This is a genomic window from Escherichia whittamii, assembly GCF_014836715.1.
Classification (GTDB): domain Bacteria; phylum Pseudomonadota; class Gammaproteobacteria; order Enterobacterales; family Enterobacteriaceae; genus Escherichia; species Escherichia whittamii.
The window spans coordinates 247,682-267,611 of sequence record NZ_JACSQI010000002.1 but is presented as its reverse complement, the minus strand read 5'-3'; the positions used below and the strand labels follow the sequence as shown (position 1 = coordinate 267,611).

19 protein-coding genes are annotated in these 19,930 nt (G+C 51.8%); 7 read left to right on the top strand and 12 right to left on the bottom strand.

The genetic code is table 11. From position 1 onward, the window contains the following. Positions 1–114 precede the first annotated feature (114 nt). Complete coding sequence (locus H9644_RS04035; RefSeq protein WP_191773352.1) at positions 115–873, top strand: DeoR/GlpR family DNA-binding transcription regulator; 759 nt, start codon at positions 115–117, stop codon at positions 871–873. A gap of 119 nt (positions 874–992) precedes the next feature. After that, complete coding sequence (locus tag H9644_RS04030) at positions 993–2,351, top strand: MFS transporter (protein ID WP_191773350.1); 1,359 nt, start codon at positions 993–995, stop codon at positions 2,349–2,351. Positions 2,352–2,442: 91 nt separating this feature from the next. Here the strand turns inward: H9644_RS04030 and pncA are convergent, their stop codons facing one another. From pncA to sppA, 4 genes are all read right to left on the bottom strand, one after another. Beyond that, positions 2,443–3,084 (bottom strand): bifunctional nicotinamidase/pyrazinamidase, encoded by a 642-nt coding sequence (gene pncA, locus H9644_RS04025; RefSeq protein WP_191773348.1) that lies wholly within the window; start codon positions 3,082–3,084, stop codon positions 2,443–2,445. Positions 3,085–3,094: 10 nt separating this feature from the next. Then, the gene (gene ansA, locus H9644_RS04020) at positions 3,095–4,111 is read right to left on the bottom strand and encodes an asparaginase (RefSeq protein ID WP_130208360.1); all 1,017 of its coding nucleotides are present in this window, start codon (positions 4,109–4,111) and stop codon (positions 3,095–3,097) included. Positions 4,112–4,242: 131 nt separating this feature from the next. Beyond that, positions 4,243–4,953: an SIMPL domain-containing protein gene (locus H9644_RS04015; protein ID WP_064529195.1), complete on the bottom strand. Its 711-nt coding sequence runs from the start codon at positions 4,951–4,953 to the stop codon at positions 4,243–4,245. 115 nt (positions 4,954–5,068) lie between these two features. After that, complete coding sequence (gene sppA / locus H9644_RS04010; RefSeq protein ID WP_191773346.1) at positions 5,069–6,925, bottom strand: signal peptide peptidase SppA; 1,857 nt, start codon at positions 6,923–6,925, stop codon at positions 5,069–5,071. A gap of 161 nt (positions 6,926–7,086) precedes the next feature. Between sppA and H9644_RS04005 the strand changes: the two genes are divergently transcribed. The 3 genes from H9644_RS04005 to topB all read left to right on the top strand — a co-directional run bounded on the left by H9644_RS04005 (position 7,087) and on the right by topB (position 10,764). After that, on the top strand, positions 7,087–7,638 hold the full coding sequence (locus H9644_RS04005) for an NAD(P)H nitroreductase (protein ID WP_130218825.1): 552 nt from the start codon (positions 7,087–7,089) through the stop codon (positions 7,636–7,638). 116 nt (positions 7,639–7,754) lie between these two features. Then, a complete protein-coding gene (gene selD, locus H9644_RS04000; RefSeq protein WP_191773336.1) occupies positions 7,755–8,798 on the top strand; it encodes a selenide, water dikinase SelD in 1,044 nt (347 codons plus the stop codon). A gap of 4 nt (positions 8,799–8,802) precedes the next feature. Continuing rightward, entirely contained in the window at positions 8,803–10,764 is a 1,962-nt protein-coding gene (gene topB / locus H9644_RS03995; protein ID WP_191773334.1) for a DNA topoisomerase III, read from the top strand. Positions 10,765–10,925: 161 nt separating this feature from the next. Here topB and gdhA read toward each other — a convergent pair whose 3' ends face one another. Beyond that, positions 10,926–12,269 (bottom strand): NADP-specific glutamate dehydrogenase, encoded by a 1,344-nt coding sequence (gdhA, locus tag H9644_RS03990; protein ID WP_191773327.1) that lies wholly within the window; start codon positions 12,267–12,269, stop codon positions 10,926–10,928. Between the two features lie 323 nt (positions 12,270–12,592). Between gdhA and H9644_RS03985 the strand changes: the two genes are divergently transcribed. Further along, complete coding sequence (locus H9644_RS03985; protein ID WP_064529189.1) at positions 12,593–12,865, top strand: YnjH family protein; 273 nt, start codon at positions 12,593–12,595, stop codon at positions 12,863–12,865. Here the strand turns inward: H9644_RS03985 and H9644_RS03980 are convergent. After that, positions 12,831–13,238, bottom strand: a complete 408-nt coding sequence (locus tag H9644_RS03980; protein ID WP_191773325.1) for a pyrimidine (deoxy)nucleoside triphosphate diphosphatase — start codon at positions 13,236–13,238, stop codon at positions 12,831–12,833. The genes H9644_RS03985 and H9644_RS03980 overlap by 35 nt on opposite strands. Before the next feature lie 87 nt (positions 13,239–13,325). Between H9644_RS03980 and H9644_RS03975 the strand changes: the two genes are divergently transcribed. Then, entirely contained in the window at positions 13,326–13,946 is a 621-nt protein-coding gene (locus H9644_RS03975; protein WP_191773323.1) for a CDP-alcohol phosphatidyltransferase family protein, read from the top strand. 8 nt (positions 13,947–13,954) lie between these two features. On the opposite strand, the gene ynjE is transcribed toward H9644_RS03975, so the two are convergent. The 6 genes from ynjE to H9644_RS03945 form a co-directional block, all read right to left on the bottom strand. Then, on the bottom strand, positions 13,955–15,262 hold the full coding sequence (gene ynjE / locus H9644_RS03970) for a thiosulfate sulfurtransferase YnjE (RefSeq protein WP_191773321.1): 1,308 nt from the start codon (positions 15,260–15,262) through the stop codon (positions 13,955–13,957). A gap of 66 nt (positions 15,263–15,328) precedes the next feature. Beyond that, a complete protein-coding gene (locus H9644_RS03965; RefSeq protein ID WP_191773319.1) occupies positions 15,329–15,982 on the bottom strand; it encodes an ATP-binding cassette domain-containing protein in 654 nt (217 codons plus the stop codon). Next, positions 15,982–17,517, bottom strand: a complete 1,536-nt coding sequence (locus tag H9644_RS03960) for an ABC transporter permease family protein (RefSeq protein WP_191773317.1) — start codon at positions 17,515–17,517, stop codon at positions 15,982–15,984. Before H9644_RS03960 ends, H9644_RS03965 begins: the two co-directional genes overlap by 1 nt. Further along, positions 17,490–18,656, bottom strand: a complete 1,167-nt coding sequence (locus H9644_RS03955; RefSeq protein ID WP_191773677.1) for an ABC transporter substrate-binding protein — start codon at positions 18,654–18,656, stop codon at positions 17,490–17,492. The genes H9644_RS03960 and H9644_RS03955 overlap by 28 nt, the downstream gene beginning before the upstream one ends. Positions 18,657–18,665: 9 nt before the next feature. Continuing rightward, positions 18,666–19,214 (bottom strand): carboxymuconolactone decarboxylase family protein, encoded by a 549-nt coding sequence (locus tag H9644_RS03950; RefSeq protein WP_064529182.1) that lies wholly within the window; start codon positions 19,212–19,214, stop codon positions 18,666–18,668. Then, the gene (locus tag H9644_RS03945; protein WP_064529181.1) at positions 19,214–19,921 is read right to left on the bottom strand and encodes a TVP38/TMEM64 family protein; all 708 of its coding nucleotides are present in this window, start codon (positions 19,919–19,921) and stop codon (positions 19,214–19,216) included. The genes H9644_RS03950 and H9644_RS03945 overlap by 1 nt, the downstream gene beginning before the upstream one ends. Between the last annotated feature and the right edge of the window lie 9 nt (positions 19,922–19,930).

Below are 19,930 nucleotides of genomic sequence, written 5' to 3'. Positions count from 1 at the left end.
GTTTCTGTGTAATCTATGATTTAAATCTGTGATTCAGACAGGTTATTTTGAAAGTAAACATCGCTTATGCGATAATCGCACTAATGTGATGTAAAAAGAGACAGGGGTGTAATCGTGGCGGCAAAAGACAGGATTCAGGCAATTAAACAAATGGTTGCCAACGATAAAAAAGTAACGGTTTCGAATTTGAGCTCGATTTTTCAGGTAACTGAAGAAACCATTCGCCGCGATCTTGAGAAGCTGGAAGATGAAGGTTTTTTGACCCGAACTTACGGGGGCGCGGTTCTGAACACAGCAATGCTGACGGAAAATATTCATTTCTATAAGCGAGCTTCGTCGTTTTATGAAGAGAAGCAGCTTATTGCTCGCAAGGCGCTGCCGTTTATCGACAATAAAACCACCATGGCGGCAGATTCCAGTAGTACCGTCATGGAACTGCTCAAACTGTTGCAGGACCGTAATGACCTGACATTACTAACCAACTCGGCGGAAGCCATTCATGTTTTGGCTCAGTCAGAAATTAAAGTTGTTTCAACCGGTGGGGAACTGAACAAAAACACACTTTCCCTGCAAGGACGAATTACTAAAGAGATCATCAGTCGTTATCACGTCGATATTATGGTAATGAGTTGTAAAGGTCTTGATATTAACAGTGGCGCGCTGGACTCTAACGAAGCGGAAGCTGAGATCAAAAAGACAATGATCCGCCAGGCGACAGAAGTCGCGTTATTAGTCGATCACTCCAAGTTTGATCGCAAAGCTTTTGTCCAGTTAGCTGACTTTAGTCATATTAATTACATAATAACTGATAAATCACCGGGTGCAGAATGGGAAGGATTTTGCAAAGACAATAATATCCAGCTTGTGTGGTAATTTAATCACACGTTGTCAATATTATTTGTTCCAGCGCCTGTGAAATAAAATGATGATAAAAATGCGGTAAGTAACTTTGCCGCAATTGCTACCTTTTTTAGCAAAATTCGAGGCACCAAATGGAACAATATGATCAAATTGGCGCAAGACTGGACCGCCTGCCTTTGGCCCGGTTTCATTATCGTATATTTGGCATAATCAGCTTTAGTCTGTTATTAACTGGTTTTTTAAGTTATTCAGGTAATGTTGTTTTAGCAAAACTGGTAAGCAATGGATGGTCAAATAATTTCCTCAATGCTGCTTTTACGTCGGCATTGATGTTTGGTTATTTCATCGGTTCGCTTACCGGTGGATTCATTGGTGATTACTGTGGACGGCGCCGGGCATTCCGCATAAATCTTCTTATTGTTGGCATTGCGGCGACAGGCGCTGCTTTCGTCCCTGATATGTACTGGCTCATCTTCTTTCGTTTCCTGATGGGGACAGGAATGGGGGCGCTGATTATGGTTGGCTATGCGTCGTTTACTGAATTTATTCCCGCTCTGGTGCGTGGAAAATGGTCCGCGAGACTCTCATTTGTCGGCAACTGGTCGCCCATGTTGTCAGCGGCGATAGGCGTTGTCGTTATTGCTTTCTTTAGTTGGCGGATAATGTTTTTGCTGGGCGGTATTGGGATAATGTTAGCATGGCTACTTTCTGGTAAATATTTTATTGAGTCGCCTCGTTGGCTGGCGGGTATTGGACAATTAGCGGGAGCAGAAAGACAACTTCGTGAAGTAGAGCAGCAAATCGAAAAAGAGAAGGGCATTTATCTAACTCCACTTGCTTTCAGGCAAAGCACAAGTCAGAGTAATGAAATTAATGGTACTTTTTGGTTGCTGTTCAAAGGCGAGATGTTGCAGCGCACGTTAGTCGCGATTACGGTGTTAATTGCGATGAACATCTCGCTTTATACTATCACCGTATGGATACCTACCATATTTGTTAACTCCGGAATTGATGTTGATAAATCAATATTAATGACGGCTATTATTATGATAGGCGCTCCGGTTGGAATATTTATTGCTGCGTTAGTTATTGATCACTTTCCTCGCCGATTATTTGGCTCGTCTTTGCTTATAATTATTGCCGTGTTGGGATATATATATTCTATACAAACTACAGAATGGGCCATCTTAGGTTATGGCCTGGTGATGATCTTCTTTCTTTATATGTATGTTTGCTTCGCCTCTGCGGTGTATATCCCGGAACTTTGGCCAACCCATTTACGCCTGCGCGGCTCGGGATTTGTTAACGCAGTAGGACGAATCGTCGCGGTCTTCACTCCGTATGGCGTCGCGGCGTTATTAACGCATTATGGTTCGGTAACGGTCTTTATGGTGCTTGGTGTCATGTTGGTGTTATGTGCGCTGGTCCTCTCTATTTTTGGCATCGAAACGCGGAAGGTATCGCTGGAACGAATTTCTGGTATGAATTGAGTCTTCGTTGATTGCGTCAAATGCCAGATGCACCGCAGACGCACTTTGTCTGGCCTACAACGTCAGTACAGAATTGTAGGCCAGCGTAATATTATCCCTGCGTCTCTTCCCAGTCTGCCAGTGTGTACAATGTTGCCCCAGCAACTGACATCTCCATAAACGCGTGCGCACTGTCCTGTGGCTGGATATTCACACCGCGACAGCCATCGGTAATCACGTTCACGCGATAACCTAACTGCAACGCGTCCAGGACGGTAAACTTCACGCAATAGTCAGTAGCCAGCCCCATAACGATCAACTCATTGATTTCATGGTCGCGCAACCAGCCATCGAGCTCGGTTTTCTGCCGACGTCCGTTATCAAAAAAAGCACTGTAACTATCGACTAAAGAATTTTCACCTTTGTGAAACACTGCATCAATCGAATTTTGCGCCAGCAGAGGGTGCAACGCCGCACCTTCGCTGTGTTGTACGCAGTGATCGGGCCAGAAGGTTTGCGGCAGGCCGTCAAGCTGACCCTGGGTATAAGGTTCTACACCATGCTGGCTGGCAAAACTGCCGTGATTGGCCGGATGCCAGTCCTGACTGGCGACAACCGCTTCACCACGCGCTTTACACCAGCTTATCAGGGCATTAGCGACATCAACCGTGCTATCGCCTTCGGCAACAGCCAGCGCGCCGCCAGCGCAGAAATCATTTTGTAAATCGACCAGTAACAGGGCGCGTTGGGGCATTACAGTCTCCTTAATCATCCGGCGTCAGTTCGCCGCGCAGGTTTTGGCTCATGGCCTTGCGAATGGTTTCGGTATCCAGCCCCTGGCTGAGTAGGTAGTGCAGTTTGGTTAGCGTGGCTTCTACTGTCATATCCGCACCGCCAATAACGCCGGCATGGGCGAGGGCGTTACCCGTGGCATAACCGCCCATATTGACTTTACCGGACATACATTGTGTCAGGTTAACCACCACAATTCCGCGATCGCTGGCTTCTTGTAATTCTTGCAGGAATGCTTTGTTTTGCGGCGCATTACCCACGCCATAAGAGCGCAGAATCAACGCTTTAACCGGTTGACGCAGGAAGTTACGTACGACGTCAGCAGAAATCCCCGGATAAATTGTCACCACGCCGATCGGCTGTGGTGTAATCGGATGAACGATCAGCTCACCTGTGCCGTGCGGGGCGGGGGGGGTATTTAAACGGCGAATATGAATACCCGCTTCCAGCAATGGCGGAAGATTTGGTGACGCGAAGGCATCAAAACCATCGGCATGAGCTTTGGTGGTGCGGTTGCCGCGATACAGGCGATTATTAAAAAAGAGTGTGACTTCGTTGATGGGATAGTTCGCCGCAACGTACAACGCATTCAGCAAATTGATTTGTCCGTCAGAGCGTAACTCGGCCAATGGGATTTGTGACCCTGTCACTATGACCGGTTTGCCGAGATTCTCCAGCATGAACGACAGCGCAGAGGCGGTATACGCCATCGTGTCGGTGCCATGCAGAATGACAAAACCATCGTACTCGTCATAGTGCGCTTTAATATCTTCAGCAATATGCTGCCAGTCCTCTGGCGTCATATCAGAAGAATCCATCAGCGGCGTGTATTCATGAATGGTGAAATCCGGCATCTCCGGGCGATGGAACTCCGGCATCAGCGCCAGTTGGCGTTGTAGATGGCCCGACACCGGAATATATCCCTGCTCGGAACGCTGCATCCCGATGGTCCCGCCCGTGTAGGCAACGTAAATTGATTTCTTTTGCATGATATTGATATGAATGATACCGAAAGAGCAAAAGTATATACGTGAGGGGCAGCGAGCGCACCTGGATACTCTGCGGATATGAGAAAAGTCCGGCGGAACAGAGGGACTGGCATCCCGCCGGGGACAAATGATTAATCCTGCAACGCATAGGTTACGGTCGTGACTACACGCACCGTTTTGTTAATCGCCGAGGGATCATCTTCGTCACTGCCACTGGCGAAGATCTGGAACACGCCTTGTGACGCATCGCTAATGGACCCTACCTGACTACCTGAATCCGTCGCAAACTGTAATGCTGCGTTGCGTGCGTCTTTTGTCGCGGCAGCAATCATCTCCGCGCGCAGTGCGCCAATGCCGTTGAAACGATAGGCGATTTTGCTATCAGCGATGGCGCCATCTGTGGCGATTTGCAGGTCGTTTAATTTCGCGACGACTTTTTCGACAGCAGCAACGTTATGCGTTTTTATCGTAACAGACCCGTCAGCGTTAAAGCGTGGCATCGTCGGATCGTCTTTGAGGTAAAAGGCTTCCGTTCGCTTACTTGTCCATTGACCCACGTTTATCTCTTTGTCGTTAATCCCCTGAGCGTGGAATTCGGCAATAATCTTGTTCTGCGCATCTTCAAGTTTTGGGAAAAGTTCGCCAGGAACATTACCCTTAAAGTTGATAGCAATTGTTAATTCAGCCGTATCGGCGCGAACTTCTTTTTCCGAAAGTCCTCGTACGTTCACATAACGGTTGTTGGTTTTTAAATGTTTAACACCATCACCTACGAAGTATCCGCAGGCGCTGATCCCCAGTCCGAGGACGATAGCGGCAATTAAAGAAGGTGCCTTATTCACTGATGACTCCTTATCAGGTGCAAAATGATCAAGGCAATGTAGTGGAGAGAGGAAGTGAAAGACAGTCCGGTTCAGGAGTGTGGCCGACAGCATATCGGCCACATATTTGCAGGGATTAACGCACGTTGGCGCAGGTCAGGCAAAACGCGTAACGGTTTTGCGGATCGTTAAAGGCTGCCAGCTTGTCGCTTTCGCTTTTAACGGTTGAAGCGACCGAGGCCAGCGGCGCAGGTAGCATGGCCTGGAGCGTATCTGGCAACATCGCCCGTACTGAACCTGACATGTTGTCCATCACCTTGTCGAAGAAGGTCGGCTCATCGACGTAATATTCCAGATGCCACTGTTTCAGTTTTGCCAGTTCAGCCGCTTTGGCAACTGCATCATCGAAATCACCGAGACTATCGACCAGTCCATTCGCTTTCGCATCCTGACCGGTCCAGACATGCCCCTGGGCGATTTTATCAATCTGCTCTGGCGTCGAATTACGCGAATCGGCAACCAGCGTGATAAAGCGTTTATAGCCGTTCTCAATGCTCAATTGCATCATCTGCTGCGCTTCTGGCGGCAGCGATTTAGTAATGGAAACATCCGCCAGTGGTGATGTAGACACGCCATCGGTATGTACACCAATCGAATCGAGGCTGTTTTCTACAGTGGTGATTACGCCGAAGATACCGATAGAACCGGTCAGAGTGCTCGGGTTAGCTACAATGTAATTGGCCGGCGTGGAGATCCAGTAACCACCAGATGCCGCCATACCGCCCATTGACACAACCACCGGCTTGCCAGCTGCTCTGGCGGCTGCCAGTTCAGCGCGAATCACCTCAGAAGCCGTTACGCTGCCGCCAGGGCTGTTTACGCGCAGAACAATCGCTTTTACTTTTGGATCAAGGCGAGCGTCACGGATTTGTGCCGCGGTCGTATCGCCGCCAACATTCCCCTGAGTTTCTTCGCCATCCATAATCGCGCCATTAGCGAAGACGACACCGATGCTGTCGCCGGTATCTGCTGGAGTTTTCAGTGCGTAATCGTAATAACTGATGGCGCGATAATTTTTATCAGCCTTGCTCCAGCCAAATTCTTTGGTCAGGGCTTTTTCAATTTCGGCATTCGTTGCCAGCGCGTCGACCAGTTTGTTGTCCAGTGCGTACTTCGCAGTATCGCCACCCGTTTTGGTTAAGCCTGCAAGTAGCCCTTGCGCCCCAGGGAATACCTGCTGGGCAGGGATCTGGCGGTTAGCGGCAACGGTGTTGAGATAGTTTTGCCACAGTTCGCCAATCCAACGGCTATCGGCTTCGCGGGCTGCCGGGGACATATCATCACGAATAAACGGCTCAACGGCAGATTTATAAGTCCCCACGCGGAACACATGTGTGGAAACTTTTAGCTTATCCAGCAATGATTTGTAGTACAGGCCGTTGGTGGCAAAACCGTGCAAATCAACCACGCCTTGCGGGGATAGCCAAATTTTGTTGGCGAAACTGGCGAGGTAATATTGTCCCTGGCTGTAGTTCTCGCCAATGGCGTAAACCGGTTTACCGCTGTCACGAAACTCTTTCAGGGCTTTGCCGATGTACTGCATAGACGGTTGGTCGCCGCCCGCAAAGTCTTTCAGATCCATCACGATACCGGTGATATTCCGGTCATCTTTAGCCTGGCGAATAGTGTTCACGATATCAAACAGCGAGTTTTCCTGCAGACGATCGGAACTGGCGCCAAGCAGCTGGCGGCTTAATTTACTAAACCGTTGCGAGCTGTCGGGCTTATCGACGATCACGCCGGAAATATCGAGCAGTAATGCGCCACGACCGGCGGTTTCTTTGGTATCGCTACTACTGACCTGCATCCAGATCCCCACGCCAACCAGCACGAGGAAAATAAAGAACAGGTTAAGTACCATTTCACGGACAAAATTGAGCAGACGCCACGTCCATTTAAAAAATCCGGCAATAAATCGCCAAAGGGTTCGCATGTATTCTCCCAGACTAAAAGTCACACCTGTTACAGGTGCAATAGATGTGGTTATCGTAATGACCCAACCGGCACTTGTCAGCAGGAATCGCGGACTGTGCTGTAACAAAATCCACTCTCGTGTTAATTTTGTGAATAAACATTATGACAGGAGTTAATCAAATGGATGCACTCGAACTATTGATCAACCGCCGTAGCGCCTCACGTCTGGCTGAACCTGCTCCGACTGGCGAACAACTGCAAAATATCCTGCGTGCCGGAATGCGTGCACCGGACCATAAATCCATGCAACCGTGGCATTTTTTTGTGATTGAAGGAGAAGGGCGCGAACGTTTCAGTACCGTTCTGCAACAGGGCGCAATTGCTGCGGGTAGCGATGATAAAGCTATCGACAAAGCCCGTAATGCCCCGTTCCGTGCGCCGCTTATCATCACTGTGGTGGCGAAATGTGAAGAAAATCATAAAGTCCCACGTTGGGAACAGGAAATGTCAGCGGGTTGCGCGGTGATGGCGATGCAAATGGCGGCGGTTGCCCAGGGCTTTGGCGGCATCTGGCGTAGTGGTGGGTTAACCGAAAGTCCGGTGGTGCGTGAGGCGTTCGGTTGTCGGGAGCAGGATAAAATTGTTGGCTTTCTTTATCTCGGCACGCCGCAATTGAAAGCATCAACGTCGATTAACGTTCCGGATCCGACGCCGTTTGTCACTTATTTTTGATAATTTTCGCAAAACTGTCTGGATTATGAGCAAAGGCGCAGGAATTCAGACACTCTCACTTATCACTTCACGGAATGAAGGTTACCATACCCGGATTGCATTGACAGGAGATGTCCATGAGCGAGAAGTCGATTCGTTTGACCCAATACAGCCACGGAGCAGGTTGCGGCTGTAAAATTTCCCCAAAAGTGTTGGAAACCATTCTGCACAGCGAGCAGGCGAAGTTTGTTGATCCGAATTTGCTCGTGGGTAACGAAACCCGCGACGATGCGGCAGTATACGATCTTGGTAATGGCACCAGTGTCATCAGCACCACCGATTTCTTTATGCCGATCGTTGATAATCCTTTCGATTTTGGCCGCATTGCCGCGACGAATGCCATCAGCGATATTTTCGCGATGGGCGGCAAACCGATTATGGCCATTGCGATCCTCGGCTGGCCGATTAACAAACTTTCCCCGGAAATTGCCCGCGAAGTGACCGAAGGTGGTCGCTATGCGTGTCGTCAGGCGGGGATTGCGCTGGCAGGCGGTCACTCCATCGACGCGCCGGAACCGATTTTTGGTCTGGCGGTGACGGGGATCGTACCGACTGAACGAGTGAAGAAAAACAGCACCGCACAAGCCGGATGTAAACTGTTCCTGACTAAACCGCTGGGGATTGGCGTTCTCACCACGGCTGAGAAAAAATCACTGCTCAAGCCAGAACATCAGGGGCTGGCGACGGAAGTGATGTGCCGGATGAATATCGCAGGTGCGTCATTTGCCAACATTGAAGGCGTAAAAGCGATGACCGACGTCACCGGTTTTGGTCTGCTGGGCCATCTAAGTGAAATGTGCCAGGGGGCAGGCGTGCAGGCTCGTATCGACTATGAAGCGATCCCGAAACTGCCGGGCGTGGAAGAGTACATTAAGCTGGGCGCTGTACCGGGTGGCACCGAACGCAACTTTGCCAGCTACGGCCATTTGATGGGCGAAATGCCGCGAGAAGTGCGGGATCTGTTGTGCGATCCGCAAACTTCCGGTGGCCTGCTGCTGGCGGTGATGCCGGAAGCAGAAAATGAAGTCAAAGCTACCGCAGCCGAGTTTGGCATTGAACTGACGGCGATTGGCGAGCTGGTGCCTGCGCGTGGCGGTCGTGCCATGGTAGAGATCCGTTAATTCAATGCGGTTGTTTATAGCCGAAAAACCGAGTCTGGCACGCGCTATTGCTGATGTCCTGCCCAAACCGCACCGTAAAGGCGATGGCTTTATCGAGTGCGGCAATAGACAGGTGGTGACCTGGTGTATCGGTCACCTGCTTGAGCAGGCGCAGCCAGACGTCTACGACAGCCGCTATGCGCGCTGGAATCTGGCGGATTTGCCGATTGTCCCGGAAAAGTGGCAACTGCAACCACGCCCCTCCGTAACCAAACAACTTAACGTCATCAAACGCTTTCTGCATGAAGCCAGCGAAGTGATTCACGCCGGCGACCCGGATCGTGAAGGTCAATTGCTGGTGGATGAAGTGCTGGACTACCTGCAACTGGCACCGGAAAAGCGCCAGCAAGTTCAGCGTTGCCTGATCAACGACCTGAACCCGCAGGCGGTTGAACGAGCAATCGAGCGTCTCCGCTCCAACAGCGAGTTTGTACCGCTATGTGTTTCCGCACTGGCGCGAGCGCGTGCCGACTGGCTGTACGGTATCAATATGACCCGCGCGTATACCATTCTCGGTCGCAATGCTGGCTATCAGGGGGTGCTTTCCGTTGGGCGCGTACAGACTCCCGTACTTGGGCTGGTGGTCCGGCGTGACGAAGAAATAGAAAACTTTGTGGCGAAAGACTTCTTTGAAGTCAAAGCGCACATTGTGACGCCTGCCGATGAACGATTTACCGCCATCTGGCAGCCGAGTGAAGCGTGCGAGCCGTACCAGGATGAAGAAGGGCGTTTGTTGCATCGCCCGCTGGCGGAGCATGTGGTTAACCGTATCAGTGGTCAACCGGCGATCGTCACCAGCTATAACGATAAACGGGAATCAGAATCTGCGCCGCTGCCGTTTTCGCTTTCCGCGTTGCAGATTGAAGCCGCAAAACGTTTTGGGCTTAGTGCACAGAACGTGCTTGATATTTGCCAGAAGCTATATGAAACGCACAAGCTGATCACTTATCCGCGTTCCGACTGCCGCTACCTACCGGAAGAGCATTTTGCCGGACGTCATGCGGTGATGAATGCCATCAGCGTTCATGCGCCGGGGCTATTGCCACAGCCGGTGGTTGACCCGAATTTACGCAACCGCTGCTGGGATGACAAAAAGGTGGATGCTCACCACGCCATCATCCCGACCGCGCGTAGTTCTGCCATCAACCTGACGGAGAACGAATCGAAGGTCTATAACCTGATTGCTCGTCAATACCTGATGCAGTTCTGCCCGGATGCGGTGTTCCGCAAGTGTGTCATTGAGCTGGAAATAGCCAAAGGCAAATTTGTTGCTAAAGCCCGTTTTCTTGCCGAAGCAGGCTGGCGCACGCTGTTAGGCAGCAAAGAGCGTGATGAAGAAAACGACGGTACGCCGCTGCCTGTAGTCGCGAAGGACGATGAATTGTTGTGCGAAAAAGGTGAAGTGGTGGAGCGACAAACCCAGCCGCCGCGCCATTTCACTGATGCAACACTGCTTTCAGCAATGACCGGGATCGCGCGTTTTGTTCAGGATAAAGATCTGAAAAAGATCCTTCGTGCCACCGATGGTCTGGGAACAGAAGCGACCCGAGCCGGGATTATTGAACTGTTGTTCAAGCGTGGTTTTCTGACCAAAAAAGGGCGCTATATCCATTCCACCGACGCCGGAAAAGCGTTATTCCATTCGCTGCCAGAAATGGCGACGCGACCGGATATGACCGCACACTGGGAATCGGTGCTGACGCAAATCAGCGAAAAACAGTGTCGCTACCAGGACTTTATGCAGCCGCTGGTGGGGACGCTTTACCAATTGATTGATCAGGCGAAGCGTACGCCGGTGCGACAGTTTCGCGGCATAGTTGCTCCGGGCAGTGGCGGTAGTGGTGATAAGAAAAAGGCTGCTCCACGCAAGCGAGCGGCGAAAAAAAGCCCGCCAGCAGATGAAGTGGGCAGTGGAGTGATAACATAAAGGCCGGTGCCAGAATTCCAACTCACTGATACAGCACTTTTCGTAGGCCGGATAAGGCGTTTACGTCGCATTCGGCACAAATGCCTGATGCGACGCTTGCGCGTCTTATCAGGCCTACAGATCTGTTCTCTGATTCAGAAGGTTTTCGTAGGCCGGATAACTTAAATCACACCCTGCGCCAGCATCGCATCGGCAACCTTCACAAAGCCTGCAATGTTCGCGCCCTGTACGTAGTTGGTTTGCTCACCTTCACCGCCATGCTCAACACAAGCGTGGTGGATATCCAGCATGATGTGATGCAAACGCGCATCGACTTTCTCGGCTTTCCAGCCCAGACGCGCAGCGTTCTGCGCCATTTCCAGACCCGATGTTGCTACGCCGCCAGCGTTAGCCGCTTTACCCGGCGCAAACAACACGCCCGCCTGCTGGAACAATTCGGTGGCTTCGATGGTTGTCGGCATGTTTGCCCCTTCAGCGACTGCTTTAACGCCGTTGGCGATAAGCTGGTGCGCAGCGTCAACATCCAGTTCGTTCTGAGTCGCGCAAGGCAGTGCGATATCAACCGGTACAGACCACGGCTGTTGCCCTTCGAGATAGACCAGGCCAAATTCTTTGGCGTAATCCGCAACGCGGCCATCGCGGCTGGCTTTGATTTCGATAAGACGCGCCAGTTTCTCTTTCGTGAATCCGCTTTCGTCAACTACAGTGCCACTGGAGTCTGACGCAGTAATCACACGGGCGCCAAATTCCATCGCTTTTTCGATAGCATACTGGGCAACGTTGCCGGAGCCAGAAACAGAAACACGCATGCCTTCAAAACCCAGACCGTGACGTTTCAGCATCGCTTCCGTGAAATAAACCAGACCGTAGCCGGTGGCCTCCGGGCGGATCAGACTGCCGCCAAAAGAAAGTCCCTTGCCCGTAAAGACGCAAGCGGTATTGTTAGACAATTTTTTCATCATCCCCGCCATAAAGCCAACTTCACGACCACCAACGCCGATATCACCCGCTGGAACGTCGGTGTCTGCACCGAGGTGACGATACAGCTCGGTCATCAGCGCCTGGCAGAAACGCATCACTTCGCCTTCACTTTTGCCTTTCGGATCGAAATCGCTGCCACCTTTACCGCCGCCCATTGGCAGGGTAGTCAGGGCATTTTTAAAGGTTTGTTCGAAGCCAAGGAATTTGAGAATGGAAAGGTTTACGGATGGGTGGAAACGCATACCGCCTTTGTACGGGCCGATGGCGGAGCTGAACTGGACGCGCCATGCGCGGTTGACCTGCACCTGATTGCGATCGTCAACCCAGACGACGCGAAACTGGATCACGCGCTCCGGTTCAACCAGGCGTTCCAGTAACGACATCTGGCGATATTTTGGATTTTGTTCAAGAAAAGGCCAGAGAGTGGTCATTACTTCACGAACGGCTTGCGCGAACTCGGTTTGATTCGGGTCGCGCTTTTGTACATGGTTGAGGAATGACTCCAGAGAATATGTCTGATCCATAGATATAAAACCCTTATATATTAAGACGATTGTGCGTATGTTGTTTGTGTTAGGTGTTTTTGCAGTTTTCGACTATACCATCAAGAATGTGACGGTAAGCAAGAAAAAAATGACGCAGGAAAGCAAATTAATAATGTGTGGAATTTATAAACGCCACCTAATGTCTGGTGTGTCTTATCGGACCTGAAAAACCGGGCGCATTTTCAAGAGTGATCCGTAGGCTGGATAAGGCGTTCACGCCGCATCCGGCAACCAGACGCTAAAGTTTTTCCAACTGGTTACCGTTATCAGTAGCAGAGACAACGAAAAATAAGGAGTTTCCTGTGAGTCGAGCATTGTTCGCCGTAGCGTTGGTATTCCCGTTCTTTGCGCTGGCTAATCAGCAGTATCGTCCGGATGTGGAAGTGAATGTGCCGCCGGAAGTGTTTAGTTCTGGCGGACAGTCGGCGCAGCCCTGTAGCCAGTGCTGCGTTTATCAGGATCAAAACTATTCCGAAGGGGCGGTGATTAAAGCAGAGGGAATACTGTTGCAATGTCAGAGGGATGACAAAACCATTAGCACTAATCCACTGGTCTGGCGGCGCGTAAAGCCATAAACGCCTGTAAAAGCGGAATGTCAGCAGGGGCCAGCGGATATTGCATCGCCTCTTCAGGTGAGCACCAGACCAACGCCTGATGTTCATGTGCCTGTAACGTACCGTGGAAGTCCGGTACGTGCCAGGCATGAAGATAGATAATCCGACCAGATACTTCTCGCTGATGGCTGGCAACATATTCACCAACCGTTGCTTCAATGCCCAATTCTTCGCGCAATTCCCGTACTAGCGCCTGCGGCTGGCTTTCTCCTGGTTCGACTTTACCGCCAGCAAATTCCCATAATCCCGCTTGATTGCTATGCTCAGGGCGTTGTGCGATTAAAATTTTGCCATCCCGTTCGATAATGGCGGCAACAACATCAATCATTTTCATAAATTACACACGGTCGAATACAGGAAAAATGCCATAATATCCGCAGTGTTGCCCGAGCTGAAGGGTTTTATTTCTTAAGGAGTACCCGTGTTAGACCGCCATCTTCATCCCCGAATTAAACCTTTGCTGCATCAGTGCGTGCGGGTTCTGGATAAACCTGGCATCACGCCAGATGGTTTAACGTTAATGGGGTTTGCTATCGGCGTGCTGGCACTGCCGTTTCTGGCGTTGGGCTGGTATCTGGCGGCGCTGATTGCCATTTTACTGAACAGGTTGCTTGATGGTCTGGACGGCGCGCTGGCGCGGCGCAGAGGGTTAACCGACGCAGGTGGCTTTCTCGATATTTCGTTGGATTTCCTTTTTTACGCGCTGGTGCCGTTCGGGTTTATTCTCGCCGCACCGGAACAAAATGCGCTGGCAGGCGGCTGGCTGTTGTTTGCGTTTATCGGTACGGGCAGCAGTTTTCTCGCCTTTGCAGCGCTTGCGGCAAAACATCAGATTGATAATCCCGGTTATGCGCACAAATCGTTTTATTATCTGGGTGGGTTAACCGAAGGCACTGAGACGATTTTACTGTTTGTATTAAGTTGTCTCTTTCCGGCGTATTTCACGTGGTTTGCGTGGGTATTTGGCGCGCTATGCTGGATGACGACATTTACGCGGGTGTGGAGTGGGTATCTGACGCTGAAGTCGCTTCAGCGTCAGTAATGGCACCGTTATTTGCTACTGTCCGGGCCGCGATCACCTGTTGCTATGGGGTTTTTCGGGTCGCTACTCCATTCGTACCAACCACCGTCATATACGGAGACGTTGTTCCAGCCCATTGCGCGCGCATACATAAAGGTTTCTGAGGCGCGCCAGCCGGTGCCGCAGTAGAACGAAACTTGTTGATCCGGCAGGATATTCCATTCTTTCCACATTGCCGCGACGTCATCGGCAGTACGCATGGTGCCGTCTGGGTTATGGAAATCTTCCATATGCGTTGAGTCGCTGCCCGCATGACCCCAGCGTGCGCCCGGAATGTCACCTTTTGGCTTGATGTAGTCATAGCCGCTGGTGGTGCCGATAAATTCCGCCCAGGAGCGTACGCTGACCAGTGAGGCATCCTGGCGATGCAGCAGACCGCGCGCCTGTTCCATATCGAGCATCAGTTGCGGTTGCGCTGGGATCTTCACGCCGAAATCCGGTTCCGGTTTCACTTTCGGTGGCGTACCGCGCTCAACGGGCAGGCCTGCGTCGGACCAGGTTTGCCAGCCGCCATCCAGAAGGCGCACATCTTTCACGCCTGCATAAAGCATAATCTGGGCCACACGCGCTGCCGCGTATACGTCACGCCCGTACAGAATGACCGTGGTGTCATGGCGAATGCCGTGTTTTGCCAGCATCGCTTTTAGTTGTTCATCAGAAACTTTATTCCACAGCGGTTCGCTTTCCACTACGTTGGTATCGATGTAATCAGCACCGGGAATATGGCTGATAAGGTAAAACTTTGGCGCGCCCCAGGCTGCTTCGATCACTTTCCAGTCACCGGCAGGTTTCGCCGTAACGTCCTTACCTTGTTGCAGGTCATGCAGCCATTGCGGATAAACCAGCTGCTCAAAGTGAGGCAGTTTTTGCAGACGGGAAGGTTCGTTTAGCGCGTCACTCAGGATGGAGATATGCGTAAAGCCTGCTTTTTGCAGTCGCGTTTTGACGGCTTCGACGTCTTTGTCAGTACCGTATAACGCCACCGGGGCATCGGTTTTCAGGTTATGTTGCTTGATCCACGCGTTGAGCTGTTCGGCGCTCATTTTGTCGAGCCAGCTAGCAGAAAGGTTTAAGGCGGCAGGTTCATGACCGGAGGGGCCATTTAGGGTTTGTGGCCAGCCGTTATAAAATGCGCTGGGGCGAGTATCAATCGCTTTGCCATTTTGTTGTTGTAGCTGGTCAAGTGTAAGAGGCTTCGCCAGTTCAGCGGCCCACGAAGAAGCGCAAGCCAGCCCTAAAGCCATTGCCAGCGCGGTCATTTGAGAAACACGTTTCATCGAAAATCCCGACATTGTAGTTTTGAGTGCGCCATTCTGAACTGGCGCATGAGGAAAAACTTTGCGTTATCGCAGTTTGTTGTAATTTTCTGACCATTGCGTCATATCCAGTACGGGACTATCGGCAGGAACATCCTGAAGATCGTGGGTGACCTGAACGACCGGGATCGCCAGTTCGCGAACTTCATTGAATACCCACTGGCGAAAATTATCGCGCAGAGCCACGTCAAGACGGCTGAACGGTTCATCCAGTAGCAACGCTTTTGGCTGGGCGAGAAGGGCGCGTAGCAGAGCAACGCGCGCTCGCTGACCGCCAGATAAAGTGGCGGGATCCTGATGGAAAGCTCCGCCAAGGCCTGCCCGCTCAAGTGCATCATTCACGGCATTACGTCGAGCATTCCCTTTGAGTGTCGCCGGTAGCGCCAGCAGTAAATTTTGTCCGACGCTGAACTGGTCAAATAACAGTGCATCCTGGAAAAGAATACCCATCTGACGCCGGGCTGTGGGCTGGGTATCGATACGTTGATCATTGAGCCATAGCTCACCTGTACAAGAAAATTGCCCGGCTAGTGCACCAATCATCCATGAAAACAGAGAAGACTTACCACAGCCTGAAGGACCCATTAACGTGACAATGTCACCTTTATTGACTGTAAAGTTAACGTTTTCCAGTAAACAGGTTTCAGGCAAACGCAGCGAAACATCTTTCACGCAGAGCATTAGCGGAGTCCTTGTCTGATAAAACCTACCCATTTCGCAAGCAGGGCGGTCAGGGCAAAAATAATAAGCGGCAATAGCAGTTGCCACAGGGCCTGAGCGGCGAGGATGCTGTTACTACCGCCGCTACTTAACGCTACCGCTTCGGTGGTTAGCGTCGGGAAACGCCCGGCGCCCAGCCACAGCGTTGGCATATATTGCGCAATACTCACTGAAAATCCGACAGCGAAGGCAATCAGCGCAGGGCGCAGCATTAGCGGGCATTTCGCGTAAAAGAAGATTTTGGCCCGTGACCACCCCAGTGTTTGCGCAATCAATATTAATCGTGAATCGATGCGCCGCCAGGCCGGTTGCAGGATGAACAGCATCCACGGCATTACCCACAGCAGATGCCCCCAGACCACCGCCGTCCAGCTTCCATCCTGGTTCAGCCATAGCGCCAGCGTGTACTGGCCCGCCACTAGCGGCAGTGCCGGTAATAAAATGGGCACCCATAGCCACAACTGGCGACGCTGTGGCCCCCATTCCAGCCACAGCAGTAATAGAAGCAAAGCGATGAATGTCGCCACCAGTCCCATCGTCAGGCTGTTGAGAAGCGCTTCATTATTGATCGTCGACTGATCCGCGAGGATCGATAGCAGAATCACACAGAGTACGCCAGTAAATGGTAACAACTTAGCCAGCATCATCCCGGGCAACAAAGGTGTAGCTGGCTTGCGAATGCCATCTTCCTGGGGGATCATGCGTCGCCAGGCGCGCCACAACAGATAACCAGGCAAAACGTAAGCGGCGAGTAACAGCATCAGCAGTAGGCTGGCGAGCGCGCCTTTTGTCTGTTGGTCAATATCGCCCTGGGTTAACCACTGCCAGCTAATTACCGCCAGCGTCGGTGGATTACCTGGACCAAGAATAATCGCCACATCCACGACCGACAACGACCATGCCACAATCGCCAGCATCGCCATTGCCAGCGCAGGCGCGACGGAGGGCAACAACAGCCAGTTCAGACATTGCCAGCGGCTGTAGCCCAGCGAATCCAGTACAATAACTTGTTGCATCAGGCGTTTTTCACTCAGTGCTGCCGATAAGATCCACAGCAGAAATGCGCTTTCTTTCACTGCCAGAGTGAAACCCAGCCCAATACCCAATTTGTCCATTGGCGGAGTGAAATACGGGAAATAGTCATAAAGCAGTCCGCCGTCAGCAAAGAGCAGAAGGACGCTGGTGGCAAAAGCCACGTGGGGAATGGCGAGCAGCCACGGCAGACGGGCGCACAGATGCAGCCATTTTGCGCCAGGCCACAGCGCGACAATCACCAGCAGGGCAATAAACAAAGCGCCGACCGCGGCGATAGTCGTCGACACCAGCGTCGCCAGTAATGCCTGCGGTAACTGCGGGTCGGCAAATAACGCCTGCCAGTGCGTGAGCGACAAGGCAGGCGTTATCAGCGTGAAAGCCGACGGAACCAGCGGTGCGTAAATCACCGCCATCATCACCCACAGCAAAAAAATTAATGCGTACCGTAACGGCGTAGCCATTCTTGTTCCAGCGCATTTACCCAACCTGCGTGCGGTTCCGCCAGTACCGGCGGCAGATCCTGCGGCATTCTTGATTGCAATGTTTCACGCTGCCCGGCAGATAGTTTTTGCGGATCGAGAACGGAAGGATCGCCCCAGACAGCGGGATCTGCTTTACGCAGTTGCGCTTCTGGTGAGAGCAGGAAGTTGGCGACAACCTTCGCCGCAGCACTGGCATTAGCGTTGGCAGGAATGGTGACGAAATGCACGTTGCCAATCATCCCCTCGCTAAAGCCAAAGCTGTAACTACTGGCTGGCAAATCGCCGCTGGCTATTTTTTGCTGCGCATGAGCAGGATTAAAGGTCAGCGACAGGCGCAATGTGCCGGATTTCAGCAGGGCATCCATTCGTGCGGGCGAGGGCGGGAAATCCTTTCCTTCGCGCCATAAATACGGATGCAGCGCATCAAGATATTGCCAAAGAGGCGCAGTGACACGGGAGAAAGTGGCTTCATCCGGGGCAACTTTTAATGCTGCGGGATCTGGCGTCAGCATAATCAGCAGCTGTTCAAGAAACGCGGTGCCGGTAAAGTCCGGTGGGCGCGGATAAGTCACCGTGCCGGGATTGGCTTTAGCATATTCCAGTAAGGCTTGCAGTGTTTGTGGCGGCTGTGGCGTAACATCGCGGCGGGCGATAAACGTCAGTTGCGCGCCGCCCCAGGGCGATTCAGCGCCTTCTGTAGGCACAGAAAAATCTTCCCTTACAGGCAGTTGCGTGTCGACATAGCGCCAGTTGGGTAGTGTTTCCGCCCAGTCGGTTTGCAGTAAGTTAGCCTCTTTTAAGGTGCGGAAGTTTTCGCCGTTTACCCAGAGTAGATCCACCGAGCCGCCCGTTTTTCGTCCAGCAGTGGCTTCTGTCTGAATGCGTTTTACCGCGTCCGCGGCATCAGCCAGACGGACGATCTTCAGGTTTATATCGTAATGGGTTTTCATCTCGCTGCTAACCCAGTCGAGATAGCGGTTAATCGCGGTGTCGCCGCCCCAGGCGTTAAACCAGACGGTTTCCCCTTTGGCTTCGTTTTTAATTTCCTGCCAGTCGCTCGCATGCGTTGTTAAAGAAAACAGCGATAACAATCCCAGCAACCACACACAATGGCGCATCATCTCTCCTTAAGAACGTTTTTCAGGAAGTCGGCACAGGCCCTGGGCAGGAATGGCCATGGCAGAATTAAAACGAGCCGACAGGTTTTGTAAGCCGATCAGCGCCGTCAGTTCGGTGAGCGCCTGAGCGTCAAAATGGGCAGCCAGTCGGGTGCGCAGGGCATCATCCACAGTGGGTGGCGTTACGCTTGCGGCTTCGGCATATTCCAGCGCCAGCCGTTCTTCATCGCTGAAGAGCGGGCTTTGCCGCCACTCAGCCACCGCCAGCAGTTTGTCAGTGCTGCCGGTACGCTCCGCGACTTTCATGCTAGTGATATCCACACAAAACTCACACAAGCACATTTGCGCAATACGCGCACTGACAAGCGAACGCACCACCGGATCGAGCGGTGAGCGTTTGCGCTCCAGCCAGCCAACAAACATCGACACCAGATAAAAGATAAACGGGATCCGTCCCCACCAGCGAATAGGACTTAGAACCTCACCGTAATGGCGACGATGCAGCCACGCCTGCGGCCGTAAAATTAAAGGAATTTTGTTAAGCGGCGGTAACCCCATCAGGCATTCCTCTTCTGGCGCTCATGCCAAATTTTTTTCGCCATAAAAACCACCACGCTCAGGGCAAACAGAATAAACAACCCGGTGACAAACCAGAATGTACCGCCCGTTAACATGCTACCCGCCCAGGAATAGACAATGGTCGCCGGTAACTGACCAAGCCCGGTGGCGATAAAAAACTGGCGAAAACGTATTGAAGTCAAACCGGCAGCATAGCTGATTGGATCGAAAGGGACAAAAGGCAATAACCGGCAGACCAGAATGGTGTGTTTGCCATAGCGGGTAAAAAAGCCGTCCATGCTGTCGAGTACCGTTTTACCGGTTAACTTTTCCACCACTTCACGGCCCATTACTCTGGCGATAAAGAAGCACAGCGCCGCGCCGGCCATCGAACTGGTCCACGACAGCAAACCGCCCCAGAACGCACCAAAAAGTGATGCGTTAGCAAAAGTAATCAGGAACGCGGGTAGCGGCGCGGCAATGGCCTGCAAAATCATCAAAAAGAATGAGACGACAGCCGCCTGCGCGCCGTAAGACTGAATAAAACGTTCAATACCCTGTTGGTCCACGGCGGCAAACGCCGCAACGCTGTGATTGATAAAATCATGAACGCCGGGTAGCAGCGCCCATGCGAGCAGCGTAGCGAACAACAGGATGATGATGGTGGCACGGTAGTACCAGATTTTACGCGATTGCATCTTCATCATCCTTAATCA